This window comes from Janibacter sp. CoH_79_TC_3, from assembly GCF_058197955.1.
Genome location: NZ_JBXWIV010000018.1, coordinates 1 through 18,566 on the forward strand (window position 1 = coordinate 1; position 18,566 = coordinate 18,566).

Annotated in this window: 16 protein-coding genes; 1 reads left to right on the forward strand and 15 read right to left on the reverse strand. The window is 39.0% G+C overall.

The window, feature by feature from the left end:
• Positions 1–182 precede the first annotated feature (182 nt).
• The 6 genes from AC2FA3_RS12375 to AC2FA3_RS12400 form a co-directional block, all read right to left on the reverse strand.
• On the reverse strand, positions 183–3,329 hold the full coding sequence (locus AC2FA3_RS12375) for a tyrosine-type recombinase/integrase (RefSeq protein WP_413501490.1): 3,147 nt from the start codon (positions 3,327–3,329) through the stop codon (positions 183–185).
• On the reverse strand, positions 3,322–5,640 hold the full coding sequence (locus AC2FA3_RS12380; protein WP_200663534.1) for a hypothetical protein: 2,319 nt from the start codon (positions 5,638–5,640) through the stop codon (positions 3,322–3,324). Before AC2FA3_RS12380 ends, AC2FA3_RS12375 begins: the two co-directional genes overlap by 8 nt.
• 2 nt (positions 5,641–5,642) lie before the next feature.
• Positions 5,643–6,248, reverse strand: coding sequence for a hypothetical protein (locus AC2FA3_RS12385; protein WP_413501489.1), 606 nt, complete (start codon positions 6,246–6,248; stop codon positions 5,643–5,645).
• 87 nt (positions 6,249–6,335) lie between these two features.
• Positions 6,336–7,643 carry a replicative DNA helicase gene (dnaB, locus tag AC2FA3_RS12390; RefSeq protein ID WP_200663530.1) on the reverse strand — a complete coding sequence of 436 codons (1,308 nt, stop codon included), beginning with the start codon at positions 7,641–7,643 and terminating at the stop codon, positions 6,336–6,338.
• Positions 7,643–8,545 carry a hypothetical protein gene (locus AC2FA3_RS12395; protein ID WP_413501488.1) on the reverse strand — a complete coding sequence of 301 codons (903 nt, stop codon included), beginning with the start codon at positions 8,543–8,545 and terminating at the stop codon, positions 7,643–7,645. Before AC2FA3_RS12395 ends, dnaB begins: the two co-directional genes overlap by 1 nt.
• A 119-nt stretch (positions 8,546–8,664) precedes the next feature.
• Complete coding sequence (locus AC2FA3_RS12400) at positions 8,665–8,934, reverse strand: hypothetical protein (protein ID WP_413501487.1); 270 nt, start codon at positions 8,932–8,934, stop codon at positions 8,665–8,667.
• 237 nt (positions 8,935–9,171) lie between these two features.
• On the opposite strand from AC2FA3_RS12400, the gene AC2FA3_RS12405 reads away from it, so the two are divergent.
• Complete coding sequence (locus AC2FA3_RS12405; RefSeq protein WP_413501486.1) at positions 9,172–10,071, forward strand: XRE family transcriptional regulator; 900 nt, start codon at positions 9,172–9,174, stop codon at positions 10,069–10,071.
• A gap of 61 nt (positions 10,072–10,132) precedes the next feature.
• Here the strand turns inward: AC2FA3_RS12405 and AC2FA3_RS12410 are convergent, their stop codons facing one another.
• The 9 genes from AC2FA3_RS12410 to AC2FA3_RS12450 form a co-directional block, all read right to left on the reverse strand.
• A complete protein-coding gene (locus AC2FA3_RS12410) occupies positions 10,133–10,654 on the reverse strand; it encodes an IS630 family transposase (protein ID WP_201541241.1) in 522 nt (173 codons plus the stop codon).
• A 29-nt stretch (positions 10,655–10,683) separates the two neighbouring features.
• Entirely contained in the window at positions 10,684–11,169 is a 486-nt protein-coding gene (locus AC2FA3_RS12415; RefSeq protein ID WP_490509829.1) for an IS630 family transposase, read from the reverse strand.
• 331 nt (positions 11,170–11,500) lie between these two features.
• Positions 11,501–11,650: a lycopene cyclase family protein gene (locus AC2FA3_RS12420; RefSeq protein WP_490509830.1), complete on the reverse strand. Its 150-nt coding sequence runs from the start codon at positions 11,648–11,650 to the stop codon at positions 11,501–11,503.
• A 109-nt stretch (positions 11,651–11,759) separates the two neighbouring features.
• Positions 11,760–12,092 (reverse strand): DUF779 domain-containing protein, encoded by a 333-nt coding sequence (locus AC2FA3_RS12425; protein WP_068408108.1) that lies wholly within the window; start codon positions 12,090–12,092, stop codon positions 11,760–11,762.
• Between the two features lie 176 nt (positions 12,093–12,268).
• Complete coding sequence (gene adhP, locus AC2FA3_RS12430; RefSeq protein WP_197488903.1) at positions 12,269–13,297, reverse strand: alcohol dehydrogenase AdhP; 1,029 nt, start codon at positions 13,295–13,297, stop codon at positions 12,269–12,271.
• Positions 13,298–13,435: 138 nt separating this feature from the next.
• Positions 13,436–14,962 (reverse strand): acetaldehyde dehydrogenase ExaC, encoded by a 1,527-nt coding sequence (gene exaC, locus AC2FA3_RS12435; protein ID WP_490509831.1) that lies wholly within the window; start codon positions 14,960–14,962, stop codon positions 13,436–13,438.
• 783 nt (positions 14,963–15,745) lie between these two features.
• Positions 15,746–16,444 carry a hypothetical protein gene (locus AC2FA3_RS12440; RefSeq protein WP_490509832.1) on the reverse strand — a complete coding sequence of 233 codons (699 nt, stop codon included), beginning with the start codon at positions 16,442–16,444 and terminating at the stop codon, positions 15,746–15,748.
• A gap of 250 nt (positions 16,445–16,694) precedes the next feature.
• Positions 16,695–18,119, reverse strand: a complete 1,425-nt coding sequence (gene nhaC / locus AC2FA3_RS12445) for a Na+/H+ antiporter NhaC (RefSeq protein WP_490509833.1) — start codon at positions 18,117–18,119, stop codon at positions 16,695–16,697.
• Positions 18,120–18,215: 96 nt separating this feature from the next.
• Positions 18,216–18,557, reverse strand: coding sequence for a 4a-hydroxytetrahydrobiopterin dehydratase (locus tag AC2FA3_RS12450; protein ID WP_490509834.1), 342 nt, complete (start codon positions 18,555–18,557; stop codon positions 18,216–18,218).
• Positions 18,558–18,566: the final 9 nt, after the last annotated feature.

Below are 18,566 nucleotides of genomic sequence, written 5' to 3' on the forward strand. Positions count from 1 at the left end.
TGCTTTGTTTATACCAACTTAGTTTACTCTTTCTCATAGTGCTATCCTAAATAATTTTACTTATCTAGGACAGCCCCTTAATTTATTTCCTAATTCTACATAGGAATTAAGCTTGACTAAAATTTTTTAGTTATAATATGCTTTCAAATTATTCAAGTTAATTTAGAGTAGTTAAAGCTAAATTACTCTATATAAATCAGCACACTCAATAAATATCCAAGATACTTCAGCACACCTGATGAAGCATAATAATTCTCAGATATAGCCATATTCTTATCTGATCGTTTGATTTTTTTCTGTACTACCCTGAGCTCATAGCCATGAAAATTTTGACGACTTCCAGTACGTATCTGACTATCTAGCTTCAAACATCGTTTTAGTTGAGTTACTTCGTTTTCACTTGAAGCTCTAATTTGCCAGTGTGGTGCATTAATAAGTTTACATCCTATCTCTAAGAACTGCTCTAACATTTTTTTCTGACTAGATTTAATCCCAAAATGGATAGATGATGTTTTTATATTCTGTTTCGCTGCAAATATTTCAACAAACATTTTTAGTTGATCGGGTTCATGAATAGACATCTGGTATGCCTTTTCTAAAGCTCTAACTAATAACTCTTGATTCTTACTACCATTCGGTGAGCTTAATAACAGTTTCTCATCGCTAGTAAAAACCTGACTTGCATTGTCATATAACTGTCTAGCTTCGACTATATTAATGCCATGTCTTATAGCAACCTCAGGTAGTAATATATCCCGCTTTTCTAAGTTAAGTCTCTGTAGCTCTTCTAAATAGGCAATCACATCAGAATACTTTTGATGAATGAAAATAGATTGTGATGCTAATCTATCAGATTCTATGATTGGCGAATTTGTAGAAACATTAAGACTATCAACAAATAGAGGGTTCTTACTAGTTACTAAGCTTTTAACTAGATACGATCTTAGCAGACCAAGTCTCACCTTTTTAGACTTTGCATCGTAAGCGTCTCTGTTTTGTCTATGTATAGTCTGATACTTTAAACCTGTAATTTGCTGAAAAACTGTATAAGGAAGTTGTAACTTAGCATCAGCTAACTGTATTCCTGTCTGCAGGTGGGCAGTATGAATGTAGTGCTCAAACGTCGTATCAGGTGTCAAATGCCCTGCAAAACTTGCCAGCCCAAACCATGTTCCTTGTGCTTTATGATAGCCAAGGATACCCTCAATAATAGTCTCGCGCTGCTTAGCATCATAATCTGTCATTATTGATGCTAATGAAGACTTACCTAGCACTAAAGCCAGTTGGCTTATGGCTGTATGTCTAAAGCTATGAAAAGTAAAGTCATGCTCTCCAAGCAATCTATCCCAAATTAACTTCATCATATTACTAAAGAACGTACTCGGTAATGGCTGTTTACCTGAACCTTGTGAGAACAAGTACTTCCGTTTCAATCGTTTTTGATGCTTAAAAAGCTCGATAAACAAATCCATCTCATCTTTTTTTAGAAGGCAGTTAATAGGTATTACACGACTTGCACTGCTACTTTTAAGCCTACGATAACGATTTGGTCTTATCCAAATCTTAGGCTCATTAATCTCTTGGTTATAATTATCAGTATAAATATCTACAATATCTGAAACTTTAATACCAATGAGCTCTTTTATCCGTAGCCCTGTTCTATAGGCAAGACTCAGAACCACTAAACAAATTATTTTCTGCTCAAGCTGTAACTTTGATTCGTCAATGTATACTTTCATAGCACGATAAATGCGAGGAGAGATGATATTAGCTTTGACGACTTGCCTATTATGATGCCACGAAAAATATACATAGGGTGCATCATGACACTCACGCTGGTAATCATGAAAAGCTCTCAAACGACCATACGTAAACCCTTGACCATCTTTAAGCTTATTCATGTACGAACGATCATTACTACCTATTAGCTTGTCATCGAAATTAGAGTCTTTATTTATGACTGATTTTTTTCGACCATCACTAGTTTTGCTCTGAATAATTTGCTCATAAATAATCTCAAAATCTTCGCCGTCCCATTTATCTATATTCTCACCGATTGTCAGCATCAACCAATCACGGCCTATACAGCCCACATACTTGCTTATGCTCTCTTGGTTTATACTTTTATCATCTAATAACTGACGTACCCATCCTAGTATGCGCTGTGCGTTTGGTTGAGGAAATTCATTCTGTAACTGCTCCATACCATCTATGGCATTTACTCTAGTATTTTTGAGTTCTTCCTGAATTGCTCTAATTAGATTTTTACTAAACGCAGGATAACTTATACTTTCTCTATTTGCATTTATAGGCTTAGAATAATCAAGTTCAAAGAACTCATCCCATTGAAGTTGTTTAACATTAGAGTTAATTTTTTCTCTGTTGTAATTAAGCAGCTTATTCTTAGGTAGGCCTGTAGTTTTAATCCTACCTTGTCTAATTGTAGCTAATGCATTGTCGATATTAGTGCCTTCTAATTGCCTCCAATGATAGTTGGCGTATTTGATCAGGTGTGAGAGGTATGGCTTTGTTTTATCTTTATTTTTCAGTGTGAGCCTTTTACTAATATCATTAATTAATGTATCAAACGATTTAGTAAGTCCCTTTTTAACAATTTCATCTTTTAGTGCGTATAAAAAGCATAGCGTCATGTCATCTGGAACATACTCAACATAGCGTTTTAATTCGCTGTCAGGAGTATCACTTGAATTTCTACTAGATGACTCCCAACACCCGTAACTATTATCGTTAATAACTAATATAATAATCGGTACACTCTCAACACCTACCGTATTACCTTCACTAGGTAAATCTATTCTATAGACTACGCGTTCGGTCAAAAGCCATTCGTAAAATGCTTTTAATACTTCAATATCATTAAGGCCACCGTAGACAATGCTACAAAATATCGCTGATTCGACCAAATCATTGGTAGTGAACCTTATCTTTCTTTGCCATATTTCTATAATTTCTCGGCTGGCTTGACTAACTTTTGACCCCTGTACGAACCAATCATAACCAATGCTCAAGCTGTCTCTTTCTGCTAAGACAGGAACAACTGGCTCATCAAGATAAACTTTATGATTTTTATTATATATACGAATAACTTCTAAGAATCCTTGACGTGCTAGCTGAAAACTAAGAGGGGTGTCGAAGTTGATTTCTAAAATGGTATTTATATCTTGGTAATAATCAAACAAATCTGTATCTTTATAGAGCGGATTCGAGTTCATATAAGACTCAACAAGGCTTATAGCTTTGTTCTTAATGCCTTCGTGAGCGCTATTACGATTCTCGGCTCTTAACTTATGTGCAACTAGATCAGCCATATACTGTTACCTCAACTTGTTTCAGATTGAGTTCACAAGCAATTTCATCCAAACAGCCACTTATCCCCTTCAGCTCATTAATTGATAGTGAGGACATTGGATGCATCGCCTCCTGATCAGGATGTTCATGACCGTAAAGAGCGCATATCAAGTGCTCTGGCGCTCTATCTACTAGCATTGATCGCAGCTGATGTCTTAACCAATTATCTTGATGACTAAAAAAGCTCTTTAACTGGTAGCGAACCCTACTAGGTGTAATGCCTGAAAACTCCTTAGGGTTTTTACTAAAGGTTTGAATAAGAGGCTGGCGAGAGTTTAAAATTTCATCTATGGGAAACTGCTCAGAGGGATATATAACGTTATGCAGTGAAGCAAATTCTTTTATATATTCAATATAATTTTGTATCGCTATAATCAAAAATTTGCTTAAAGGTATGAGTCTTCCCTGCTCTTGTCCTTGACGCTCTTCTTTATCAGAAACCCAAAATAACCCTGCTATAAAATCAAACTGGTTTAACATACCTGGCGCATGTACAACAGGTCTTATACCTGTCTGAATCATGATAATATGCCATAACCAAATACCATAGGCATTAAACTGCTCTATATAACGATCCTTTCGAATACTTAAGTTTCGCTCAAGGCGTCCATTAAAACTATCGGCTCCATTCGCTAGTTCTGAAAAGAACTTTTGACATGTCAGCTTATTTAAAGTCATCTCACTACCGATGTAACTCTGGTGCTCTATATTTTCTGATTTAGGTTTGTAGTCTTGACGAAGCTGTGAGCGGATATAAAAATGGCAATGTTTGCTCATTAACAAAATAGCACTTCTATATGTATTCTCAATACTATTAGCATCAATGCTTGTGTAGTAAAGAGGCGAGCTATGTTTAACGTCAACACCAGTGATTAAATCAGCGTGCAATGGCTCATTTAATTCATTTTTTATGATGAGATATAGAGCTGAATTTATGTGTTGATAACTGAGTGCAGGCAGGTCTAATTGTTCTTGTAGGTCTTTTAGTATTTCAGATATATCTGTATTTTCGATATTGACTGTGTTTTCTATAATGGAATATAACTGAGTAGGTAAAAGAAGTATAAATCCGTTATCAACGCTCTTACGATGTTGTAATAGATGGCTTCTACGATTCATAGTGACATTTATTATAATACTCAAAGCGTAGTATCTCCCACCTACCCCTTTCATATTACTTAGCCATGTTCGCTGGCTTTTCTCTCTACCAAGTTCATTAATGACTTCTTGAACCTTACGTCCACTAAGCAATGACATTAAGATAACTACATAGCCAAAACGACTATCATCATCCGTAACCATTGAAAGTTGCCAGACTCTATCAAACAATATTTGAATACTCAGTAAACTTAGCTGCCGCAAACTTGTTGGAAAGCCAAATTGATTGCGCCTAGTGTGACGAAAGTTATTTTTAAGTTTCCATTGCTGTAGCTCAGCAGACTTAGCAGTATACTTAGAGGGTTTAAAGTCATTATCTAAAAGCTTCTCTGGGTCATCATCAGCTAAATTTTCATTGGAAGACACATTATCGTTTTGGTGACTTATCCCAAATATAGTGGCTCTAAGTGGTTCATCATCACTATCAAGAAAAACCTTGTTTAAACCAACACTATTATTGTCAGTATCATCAGACTTGGAGTAAGTCTTGCTAATAAACGTCTTATCTTTCGCCACAACTTCATAAGCGAGTCTAATGCGACCAATCTTTCCTGCTAACTTTTTATTGACAACCTTACTTGAGGCTTCTGACTGCTTAGTTAAAACCTCATACTGGCGAATAGCATGTAGTACACTTTCTAATGAACTCTGCTGGGCATGTATACCAATAAGCTCCTTTACTATTTCAGATTGTGGATTGTTCGCATTTAACCCCATTCTGACTCTAACACCTAACTGACTCACCTTAGCAAGATGACCATCTCCACGCATTGTGATTCTTACAATGATCTGTAGATATATGCTCATAAACTGCCAGGCAATGCTTTTTCTATCTACCTCACCATACTTCTGATAAAAAAGTATCAGCATATAAGAGACAGCCCATTCTTCAATTTTCTGCTCTTTAATAATTCTAGTTGCTATGTCAGAGCATTCACCTTCTGTAAAATTAACCTCAAATACATCTATAGCGAAGTTTATATTCAAAGCAAAATTTGGTCTAAAGCCCAAAACGTAAATAATCAAATCTTGTATTCTTACAACATCAGGAGACCCTTCAGGTACTAGCTTATCAAGAACTATATCCAACTCATTCTTATTTAAATTCATCATAATTAGTTCACCAGCCAATCCATGTTTTTTGGAATACCTATCACATTGTTCTGAATAGCTTTTCTACATTGTTGATACTCAAAGTTTGCCTTTTTAATACCGGCAAATTTACAATACGACTCAACGGATAAAATATCTATGCGCATCAATTTACAAATAACTGAGCTGGGCGCTTTCTGCTTAAGCGCCTTAAATAAGTCAGGGTGATTAATATTTTTTAGGTTGACGAGTTGCACTACCTCAGCCCATGCCAGCATTTGAATATCTTTAATACTTTCTGGTGTAACAAGACATGGATAACTGTCCACGTCTCTTACTCTTAATAAGTCATTAACTCTCTCAAAATCATTAATGAAATAATATGTATCACTACTGTTTTTGATCACCCTAATAGGTGGACAATAAAACTTATCTAGATGGCTAACACTCATAGAAGATGAGCTAAGCCTAAGTTTTTGCCAAACTATTAAAGCTTGCTCAGCTTGCGGATGTACAAGCAATTTGTCTCTATTCAAATTAATGAGCTTTTGATTCGGTTTTAAGTTTGTAGTTCCCATTGTTGACTTCATTCCATAAGTTTGATTTATTATTCCTGTCTGTTCAGCCATAAATTTTGAGTGCTTGTTGATAAAGTAATATATTCCTCACCATTTTCAGAATTAATCGTAAATAGGTTAAAACGAATTTTCATAACACTAGCTTGAAGCAAAATCAGCGAAACGACTGTATTCTCCCTCAAACTTAACTTTGATAGTACCAATCGAGCCGTTACGCTGTTTGCCAATAATCAACTCAGCAATGCCTTTTTGAACTGATCCTTCGTTATAAACCTCGTCACGATAGATAAAGATTATATGATCAGCATCTTGCTCAATAGAGCCTGAATCCCGTAAGTCGCTCATAATCGGACGTTTGTCAGTTCGGTTCTCTAAACTACGATTAAGCTGCGATAGCGCAAGCATTGGACAATCAAATTCTTTAGCGAATCCTTTTAAAGCTGATGATATATCTCTAATCTGCCCTTCTCGATTGTCTTTTAGATTAGTGGCCTGGATTAACTGAATGTAATCTACTATGATTGCCGATATTCTGCCGTGTTTTTGGCGTATTCTGTTTAATGTGGCTCGCATCTGTCCTGTAGTGATGCCACTACGGTCATCAAAAATCATCGGCAACGCCTCGATACGCTTTTTGTTACTCATGATACTTTCCCAATCTTGTGCATCTAGATTTTGTCCACTAAACACTTTGCTCATATGTATGTTAGCCATACTGCTTACTAAACGCTTAACAATACTAGCTTTTGGCATCTCAAGGCTAAAGAATACAACGACACCGTCTTCATTTTGAGAAATGTTTATAGCGATGTTCTGCCCTAAAGTGGTTTTACCCATTGAGGGACGAGCTGCAATAACAACCATCTCACCATTCATAATCATTGTTTTATTATCGAGCTCGACTAACCCTGTCTTAATGTTTGGTGCAACGCCTGCAGTGGCATCGTGCTTTAAATCCTCTAAAAATTTTTCTATGAGTTGGTCAATGCTTGAGTAACCCTCACTGACTATTCCCTGCATTACTGCATTAACATCTTCAGCCGTTAAGCTCCAAGAATCGATAGGCGCTAAATCAAAATTAGAAATTCTAAGTTTTGCTCTTTCATAACATTCACTGATTTTTCTACGTTGCGATAAATCAATTAAGCGTTCTATGTAGCTTTCAATATTAAAAATCGATGGTGCAATTGTTTGCAGCTCATTCGATATATATTCGATAATAGCCTTATCTCTCTTATCGGCTAATAATTTATCGATAATCATTACTCTGTCGTATGGCTGCCCAGATGTAGCTAGTGACTCGATAGACTCATATATTAGTCGATGCGCACCTGCATAAAAGTCATCAGCTTTTACTTTTCCTACAACCTTGTCGTAGGCATTATCTGTTGAGATAAGCGTAGAAATTACAGATTGCTCAAGACCTGTGTTATATAAATGATTCATTATTTCCTCTCAATTTTTGTTTCAGCGGCAGCAATCATGGCAGCTATACTTTTAGGGTCATGCTGTTTTTTGGCTGTTGAGATTGTTTCAACAGGTATATGACTAGGGTGTAATGGAGTATGCTCATCAAGGTTGGTTTTAAATTTGTTGATTCGCTTTTTATCCATTTTCTGAAATAGGTTGACTAGCTTAGCAATGCGTACCGACTCACTAAGATTTTTTTCAAACCAGTATGAATGAAAACCATAAAGTTCTAATCTTAATTCTTGCGCATTGATGAATCCAGATAGGGGTAATACACCTGCCGCCTGTAAATGCGTTTTGTATATTTCATATTGACTATCAAAATCATCGAAAGAGGCGACAACGCTTTCTTCTGTATTTTCTTTATTAGTCTCTTCTTTATTCTCTTTAACATCACGACAGTCTGTCGCTATGATAGATGGTGCCAAGTTGACGTTATCCGCATCGTCAATCTGTCGAGATCCATCATGACAATCTGTCGTATTGGATTTAGACAATTTGTCGTTATGCTTATTTTCGGTACTTTCAAGCGGTTTTTTACCTAAGTCTGCACTAATCCTATTTAATTCTTCATAATTAATCGTATAAAAATTAACTCGGTTTTGTTTGTTGTCCGCTAGTTTTTCTACTAATAGTAAACCCATGTCAGTTAAATTTTTAAATATACGCTCAATTGTTCTTTTACTCCAAAACTTAAAATCTTGCTCACGCCATCGTTCAAACGTTTTGTAAATCCACATTTTCCCATCATATTTTGTCTTAGCGTGAGCAAGCCAGTAATGTACTTGTTGCAAAACAATCGCTTCATTAAGCCCTATCTTATTGGCAAGTGAGGGCAATACTTGTAATGGCGGTTCGTTTATCAGTAGATTACTCATATTTCCACCTAGCCTGATCTAATGATTTTAACTATAAGCTATTGAAAGTTATCGGATATTTTCTAAAACACTCCATTTTCAACCTCTTAAACTTATATTTTTATAAATCGATTGCATATCTAATAACTGCTTGTAGATGATTGTTCACAGTTATCAAGATACTCATCTAGATGTCTTTTACGATATAGAACATGTCTGCCCGCTTTACTATATGTAATAGCTTGGGATTGGTGACAGCGCATATGCTGCAATGTGTGCAATGATTTGCCAATATAAGCGGCGGCGAATTCAGGTGGAAAAGGAGTTTCTGGGGCCGCTTCAATAACTTTTTGTTTTAAAATCTCTTTTTCATCATCTGTATATTCTGACCAAGTTTTTTTGCGATACATAACTTCTTTCCTTGTCGATATAGATTATTACTTCTAAATACTAGTAAGTATAGTTTACTCTCGAAACTACCAAAATCAATCGAAACCTAAATTATTATTGTTAAGTAATGTAACTTTCATGTATAGCAGGGTACAAGTAGCTATGGCATAAGAAATCACTATTTTATGCTATTTCTTTTAAAAGTTTCTCGTGATAAAATAAATACAAGAAACTTTTTATGAGTTAAGGGGAAATTTGTGAGTGAAGATCTAAAACAGATGGCTAATAGAATTAAAGAGTGCATGAAGGCGAAAGGACTTAAACAAGTAGATATTGTTAAAACTACGGGGGTTTCTAAAGGAAGCATATCAAAATGGTTAGCTGGTAAAGCCAAACCAAGTGGCGAATATTTACTCCGCCTTTCACAGGTTCTAGGTGAATCAGAATATTGGTTATTGAATGGTGAATATCCTTATAGTTCTTATGAAGATATTGAGGACGCTATGGACTATATGAACGCTTACGAAGAAAGTATGAGGGATCATTACATTACAGAGCTCGGTTTAGAACCTAGACTTCCGTATAGTATTAGATTTTTAAAAGAAGAGTTTGAGAATAAGATTTTTAGTGAGCATGAAGAGTTTGAAAAACGATACGAGCCTTCTGCTGAACAAGAGCGTCAAATCGAAGAGTATGAAGAGTGGCTAGAATGGGAGGAAAGAGCGGATGATTTTATTGAAAATAGGTCGACCTTAGAACAGATAAAGAAATATCCCAATTTAAGTGTTTTTATAGAAAATTTTAAACATGTAGAACAACCATTAAGGTCGCAATCTGAAATTGCTGAACGGACGAACAGTGACTTAAGTAAGACCCTATTCTATAATCAAGAAGACCATAGCATGCAGCCGATAATCACTATTGGTGCACAGTGCTCAGTAGATTTAACTAAACGCACTATAAAAAACGGCAAGTTTTACTTGATAAGAACGGATAGCTTTTACGGGGTAAGAGCACTATTTAGTCAGTCTGATGGTGGCCTGCTACTACAATGTAAGAACAAGGAATATCCAGATGAGAAAATTTCTAAATCCAAAACAGACAGCTTAGAGGTTCTCGGTTATGTTTATGCTTGGACTAATATGGATCCTTGGTAAAGAAATGTCTTAACGTGACCTTAAAGCTACTTATGAAGAGTACTAATACCAAACCCAACAATTAAAGTTGCGCCCAAGCACGAGCAGTTAACGACCGAATTCTTTGTGGCTGTTTAAGTAAATTATTCCAAGCCAAGCAAGTGGCATCGACAATAGCCTCATAACTGTCATAACAACGATTAGATAGCTCATTTTGCTTAAGGTACTGCCATACTCTCTCAGAGGGATTGAGCTCAGGTGAATAAGGCGGTAGTTTAAGCATAGTGACATTAGCCTGATTCAAGCTTGGTTGATGCCATAATGCGCCGTCCATCACCACCACCGCATGACGTCCTTTTGGTACGGCTTTACTAATCTCTTGCATATGCAATAACATAGTATGTTTATTCACTGAAGGCAGTACTAAGCCGACCGCCTTCTTTGTCGCTGGACAAAAGGCACCAAACAGATAAGCGGAATGAAACTGTTGCTGTTTGATCAGTCGAGGTCGCCCACCGCGGTAATGCCAAACTCTGGTCAATGAGCCTTGTTGTCCTATTCGAGTTTCATCTTGAAACCAGATGTCCACTTGATCTAAGCTCACATCAGTAGGCAGTGACGCCTTAACCTGTGCTATAAAGTTTTTTTAAAAGCGTCTTGAGCTTGTGGGTCGGCTTTTGGATGCTGACTACGAGCACTTATCCAACTCATACCAATACGCTTGAGTAGCTCGTAGATACCGTTAACGGTGTAGTGAGCGTTGTAGTGTTCTTTAGCCAATTGCTGAACGTCTTTGCCTGTTAGACGACCGCCTGCTCGCTTGGCTTGTTCAGAGACTATCATGGCTTTAAAAGCGGCTGTGTCTGCTTCTGCAAGCTTGCTGTGACGGCCTCGACGATGACGATCGTAGAGACTTTCAAGTCCTCGTTCATGATATCGCTTCAATGTACGTCTGGCAGTTTCAGGATGTATGCAGAGGTCTTTGGCAATATCTTTAGTGGCTTTGCCCATACTGTATTGGTATAAGATGAGCAGGCGTAGTCGGGCTCTGGGATTGCGCTCAGTCTTTGAGTGTTTGCCAAAGTCATGGTCTTCTAGGTTATGTATTGGTATGGTCATCAGTAGACTATACTATATATTTTGGGTTTGGTATAAATATTAAAAAAAGGTCATCTGCACCTTTAGGAAGCATAAGCAAATAATAAGCTCGACTATCCAAACGCGCTAAATCAATAGTTTAATGACAATCGCTCGAATCTGAAGAGGATCAGTGATATTAAATGCATTTGGACTACTAAGGACTGCTTGTATCTAATGTATAATAAAGAGTTATGTACTAGAGAGCTTATTGGCTAAGCAATAAATAAATGTACGCAGCTGATTCGATATGCTGCGCATTCAATGTAATAATTAGGGATAAACGGTTGGGTCAAAGTTTAATTATTACAATCTATACGCGAATAGCAAGATCTTTGCCCTCATCGCCGTACTCTAACAAGCAAACACTGATGTCGGGGTTTTCTGTCAGCCGGCTAGCGAGCACACAACCTGCAGAACCGCCACCAACGATGACGTAATCAAATTTTGCGTCAAATTCCATTTTTATATTCCTTATAGCTTCCATGCCAATCAAACTGGAGAGCTAGCTTTCCAGTATATAGGTCATTGATTAGTATAGACCTAACAGAATACTGACGCTAGGCATTCATTCAATCTTCAATGGCGCATATTTCAGAGCGCACAATAAAGCGTTTGCCTTCAGGTATTTCCAGTGAAAAACTCGCACCACGACCATCGACTACATCGATAGTTAAATCAGTATGTTGCCAGAGTTTATACTGGGCTTTACCCATATAAAATGGACAACCAGCAAGCTCACCGACGAGTACGTCTTGACCACCAACTTTGAACTCACCCAGCGGATAACACATCGGTGAGCTGCCATCGCAGCAGCCGCCAGATTGATGGAACATCAGGTCACCGTGTTTGGACTTTAATAGCTCAATTAACGCAACGCAGGCTTCTGTCGCTTCAAGTTTCATAACGTGCTCCTTATTTTTATATTTTACCCAAACTAATCGGTAAAATATAAAAGGTCGTATCATCTTCACTCACATCATTCATAGCATGTGGCTGAAAACGATACGACCTAGCTAGCGTTAGTGATTAAGTGATGTTTTGTGACTAAACGTACCAATCACTGAGACAGTTGCAATGTCTACATAGCGTAGTCAATCACGATACGTCCCTCAATCTTGCCATCACGCATACGATCAAGAATATCATTGATATTCTCAAGCGGCTCAGCGGCAACGGTCGCTTTTACTTTACCTTCCGCTGCCATATCTAGCGACTCTTGTAGGTCTAGACGTGTACCAACGATTGAGCCACGAATGGTAATACCATTTAGTACCGTATCAAAGATAGAAACAGGGAAGTCGCCTGTTGGTAGACCATTACAGACCAAAGTACCACCGCGGCGCAGCATGGTCAGCGCTTGATCAAAGGCCTTAGAGGAGACGGCTGTCACTAGCACACCATGAGCACCGCCGATCTCTTCTTGCAGATACTCACCAGGATCGGTGTTTTTGGCATTGACGGTGACTTTTGCCCCCAGTTTTTTGGCAAAATCGAGCTTTTCATCGTCAATATCGACGGCAGCAACGTTCAGTCCCATGGCAATGGCGTACTGTACCGCCATGTGACCAAGTCCACCGATACCTGAAATGACGACCCAATCACCTGGTTTGGTGTCTGTCATTTTCAGACCTTTATATACCGTCACACCCGCACATAGAACTGGTGCAATCTCAACAGAGTCAACGCTCTCAGGAATAATGCCAACATAGTCAGCATCTGCCAATACGTATTCTGCAAAGCTACCATTCACTGAATAACCAGAGTTCTCTTGACTTAGGCACAGGGTTTCCCAGCCACCTAGACAGTGCGTACAGTGACCACAGGCAGAGTAGAGCCAAGGCACACCGACACGGTCGCCTTCTTTAACATGCTTAACACCTTCACCCACAGCAGTGATCAGGCCGACACCTTCATGACCAGGGATAAACGGGGGGCTTGGTTTGACTGGCCAATCGCCTTCGACAGCGTGCAGGTCGGTATGACAGACACCTGATGCCTGCATTTTTACTACAATTTGACCAGGACCTGGGGTAGGGATATCAACTTCTTCAATCTGCAGAGGTTGGTTGAACTCATGCAGAACCGCAGCTTTCATTTTATTAGCCATGTTACTTTCTCCTTATTACTAGCAGTCACTAATGCTCGACTTAGTCTTTTAAACTGCCAATTATTTTACATGTAGATGCTTAGTAAGCATCGAGTTTGCACCTTACGCTTCCTTGTAAGGTGCTTTAGCAAATAGTGTTTAAAAGAACCCCATCGCTTTTGGACTATACGATACCAGCATGTTTTTGGTTTGCTGATAATGATCAAGCATCATTAGATGGTTTTCGCGGCCGATACCCGATTGCTTGTAGCCACCAAATGCAGAATGCGAAGGATAGATGTGGTAGCAGTTGGTCCACACGCGACCTGCTTGGATGCCACGTCCGAAGCGATAGGCTTTGTGTACACTGCGTGTCCAGACTCCAGCACCAAGACCATATAAGGTATCATTGGCAATGCTCATGGCCTCTTCGTCGTCTTTAAATTTCGTGACGGCAAGTACTGGTCCAAAGATTTCCTCTTGGAACACGCGCATATCATTGGTGCCTTCAAAGATGGTCGGTTTCACATAATAACCGTCGCCAAGCTCGCCATCGTGTTTGGCTTGCTCGCCGCCAACCAAGACTTTCGCGCCTTCTTTTTTACCGATATCCAGATAAGATAAGATTTTTTCTAACTGGTCTGAGCTGGCTTGTGCACCAATCATGGTGTCAGTGTCTAATGGATTGCCCATTTTGATGGCTTCAACACGCTCGACACAGCGTTTGATAAATTCATCATAAATACTCTCATGTACCAGCGCACGCGACGGACAGGTACAAACCTCACCTTGGTTTAAGGCAAACATGACCAAACCTTCAACGGCTTTATCCAAGAAATTATCGTCTTCATCCATGATATCGGCAAAGAAAATGTTTGGACTTTTACCACCAAGCTCTAGGGTAACTGGAATGATGTTTTCACTGGCGTACTGCATGATTAGGCGACCAGTAGTCGTCTCACCAGTAAAGGCAACTTTATTGATACGTGGATTGGAGGCAAGCGGCTTACCAGCTTCAACTCCGAAACCGTTGACCACGTTGAGGACACCTTTTGGTAAGATATCAGCAATCCCGATCGTCTCTAGCATAAATAGGATAGAGGCAGGCGTTTGCTCTGCAGGCTTGAGTACTATACAGTTACCAGCAGCAAGCGCAGGGGCTAGCTTCCATACTGCCATGAGGATCGGAAAGTTCCATGGGATAATTTGGCCGACGACACCAAGTGGCTCATGGAAGTGATAAGCAACCGTGTCATCATCAATTTGACTGAGGCCGCCTTCTTGTGCACGAATGGCACTGGCAAAATAGCGAAAGTGATCGACAGCTAATGGAATGTCTGCTGCTAGGGTTTCACGTACAGGCTTGCCGTTTTCATACGTTTCGGCAATGGCGATGGCTTCTAAATTGGCTTCCATCTTATCTGCAATTTTGAGCAGTAGATTGGCACGTTCAGCGACACTGGTTTTGCCCCAAGCGTCTTTGGCAGCATGAGCAGCGTCTAAGGCTTTTTCAATATCCGCTTCTTTTGAACGGGCGACTTGGCAGATGACTTTACCGTCAATGGGGCTGGTGTTGTCAAAGTATTCTCCATCGGCTGGTGCGACCCACTCACCATTGATAAAGTTGTCATATTTTTCGCGGAATTGGACGGGGCTGTTTTCTGTATTGGGATAGGCGTGTAGCATTAACGACTCCTTGTTGTATTAATTTATAAAGCAAATAAACGTTCAAGCCTTTGATATATGATCTTTTGAGGTCATATCTATAAAGTCACTTGCACGGTTTTGCTGGATCTTCCTGATCAAGTTGACAGTCTATCCTACTGAACTTTTATACATAAAGATACCCCATTCTCAACTTATTTTTCTAAGGTATTGGTTTACTTAGTTTTTAAAATTACAGTTAAAACAATTAGGATTTTAAATTCTATAAAAATCAAAAACCTACGATAAGTTGAGATTGGCGTAATCTATATAATTTAATATTTTGTACAATCTGCTGATAACTTTTTTGGTACTCTTAACTGAATCGAAGTCCGTTACATAAATGCGTTTCATCATATTAAAATTAACGACGAGATCTAAAACTAGTTAAACAAACCAATTTTTAAAAGTAATTTTGATACTTATTTGATACTTGAAAAATATTGTTACATCTTTTTAGTTATAGCTAAATATAGTTAACTTAACCCTAAGTCATTGTTTATAAATATATTTTATCTCTACTCATTGCTTATTATCGTTAAGTATATCTAGTTATTTGAGATAGCCAAAGGATTCAAAATCCGTTGCCTTTAAAAGCGTGTCGGTTCAAGTCCGACCACCGGTACCATATACGAAACCCTCGCAATCTATCAATTGTTAGGGTTTTTTATTGCTTGCTGTTTAAAAATATTCTTTTTATCAAAAAAACGACCACGCTAATTAGCTTAGCGTAGTCGTTTTTAACAATGGACAGTATATTCAATTCTACTCGGCTTCATCCAATAGCTTGTTAACCGCATCTGCCATGGCGTCATCTATGATGCTGTCTTCTATATAGTCCACTAGCTCATGAATAGTATTCAGATCCATGTCCCGAATACCCAAGCTTGCCAGCTTCTCATTAATAGATGCCAAGCTCTCAGTATCTTCAGGATTATCTAATAACTGCTCATCAAAACTGTCACTGACAAACCAGTACATTTTTTCTAACACGCTCTCTCTTTTAGTCAAGGTAGAATAATTATCGCCATGAATAAATAAATTAAAATGATAAGGCATTTCTATCTCATTAATAAAAAAAGTACGCTTACATTCTAGGGTATAGGCTTGTACTTGTTTCTCTTGAGTGTCTTCTTCATCACTTTCCTTTTCTGCAATATCTTCTTTTACCAAGCCTTCTAATATCTGATAACGCCCGACTTTGACTTTGTGATTATAAATAATGCAAGAGTCAGCAATAGCATCGAAAATCACAGCACTGATATCTAAGGTATGGTCGTCGATATCATAAAAAGCTTTTAAAAAAGGTAAGAACTCTGTAAGTTTGTCTTCTGGCACTTCGGTCAGAAACTGCTGCTCGTAAATCGTAATCATGTCTTCAGGCGAATAGGTATTAGCAGTATTGGTCTCATTTCTGCCCGTAGGTCGCAAGGGTATGAGATTATATGGATTATTATTAGTCATGCAGGACTGCCTTTTTATTTAAGTAAAGTGTATGAAATTTCTGCTATTAAAAAACGCTAGTAGCATCTAAAACCACGCTTTCTATACGTCTTTTGTGGGCGGAAATCTATGTTATCTATTATCTCTTATTCAGCTACTTTTAGATATATCGTTTACTGGTTCAAATTAACCAAAAAAACCACCCTAATCAGCTTAGAGTGGTTTTTGGTTCAACTAATAGTATCTGAGTTTATTTTAAAATAGTCTCTTGTTAATTAGCCATTTGTACTTTATGTTGCTTACGAATGCTGGACCCATCTTTGCAACTGATAGTGATACCTGTGAATCCAAATAGTATCGTGAGCAATAGCGATAAATAACAGAAGAAGGCATAAGGCAAATAATCAAGTACGGGAACGCCTAATGCTTGGCTGATAAACACACCGCACACGCTCCAAGGTACTAATGGATTGATAACCGTGCCCGCATCTTCAATAGTACGCGATAGGTTTTTAGGGTGTAAATTTAAACGCTCGAACGTCGGGCGAAACGCAGTTCCTGATAATAAAATACTCAAATACTGCTCACCGATCAGCACGTTAATGCTTAGAGCCGCCATCGCCGCGGCAAAGATAGCACGACCTGAGCTTGTCAGCATATGTCTAATACCCAACAATAACGCTGGCAAGATGCCCAAGGCACGTAATAAACCGCCCAAACTTAACGCCAATATCACAATAGTCTGCGTAAAGAACATACTTTGCATACCACCACGTGAAATCATACCTGCCACTTCGCCTAGCTCTAAGTTTTCGGCAGGCGTATAACCAGCAAATAGATAGCCGCCTAGCTGACCAATACTTGGGCTACTGTGCAGATAAGTAATCACTAAAGCGGTCGCAATCGTACAAATGATGGTATAGATGGCGTTGACTCGGCATAACGCTAACACCACTAGCACGACAAACGGCAGCACGGCATAACCATGCACTAAGCCACTATCGACCAATTGCGATTGCAATAAGGTCACTTGACCCAAATCGCCGGTACCCGTCTGCCCAGAGAAATACCAAAATAGCCCCGCTGTAATGAGCCACGCTGGTACCGTGGTATACATCATATTGCGAATATGCTCGAATAAATCGATACCGACGACAGAAGAAGCAAGCGTACAAGTATCTGACAAAGGCGACATTTTATCGGCAAAAAAGGCGCCCGAAACCACCGCGCCAGCAGCAATGGCGACGTTGGCATCAAAGGCATTGCTCATACCAATAAAGGCCACACCTAGCGTCGCGGCTGTGGTCAAACTACTGCCTAAAGCCACACCAATAATAGAAGTCAGAACAAAAGCAGAAATATAATAATACTGCGGCGAGATAAGATCGAAACCATAATACATAATGGTAGGAATAGCGCCTGACATCATCAGCGCTGCGACCAGCAAACCAATAAAAAATAATAAATAAATAGCACCGATACCACTGACAACGCCCGATGACATCTGCTCTTGCATCTTCTCAAAGCTTAGACCTTTATACATACCAAGGCCTAATAAAACAACGATAGCAAGCATCAATGACAGATGCGGAACCCAGCCAAAGCCGATCATGGTCACACCCATAATCGCGATGACAACGCTAGCAATGATAAAAGCTACCTTAGGAGATAGCTCGGTAAGTACTTGTGGAGGCATAACACATCCTTATGGTGCCATCATATATATTCTGGCGTTAGGGTTGGTTTTGGGTAGGACAAGTTTAATGAGTTGCAATGCTTATTGCCACCCTCATCACTTACCCGTTAGGGTATCGGTCTTGGCTGCCATGACAAAATCATTGCGATGCAGACCTTTAATGCTATGTGACCACCAAGTGACGGTCACCTTGCCCCACTCTACCAAAATACCCGGATGATGCCCTTCTGCTTCAGCGATGTCTGCAAGCTCGTTGGCAAATGCCATTGCTGTAACGAAATTCTTGAATTTATATTGACGCTGTAATTGCTTGATGCCGTCGACTTCGATGAGCGACCAATCAGGGATTTGTTGTAATAGCTCGCGTGCCTCTGTGTCATCGACGGTTGGAGCGCCGATACGGCAGGCTTCACAGCTGGCTTGTGATAATGTCGTCATTATAATGTC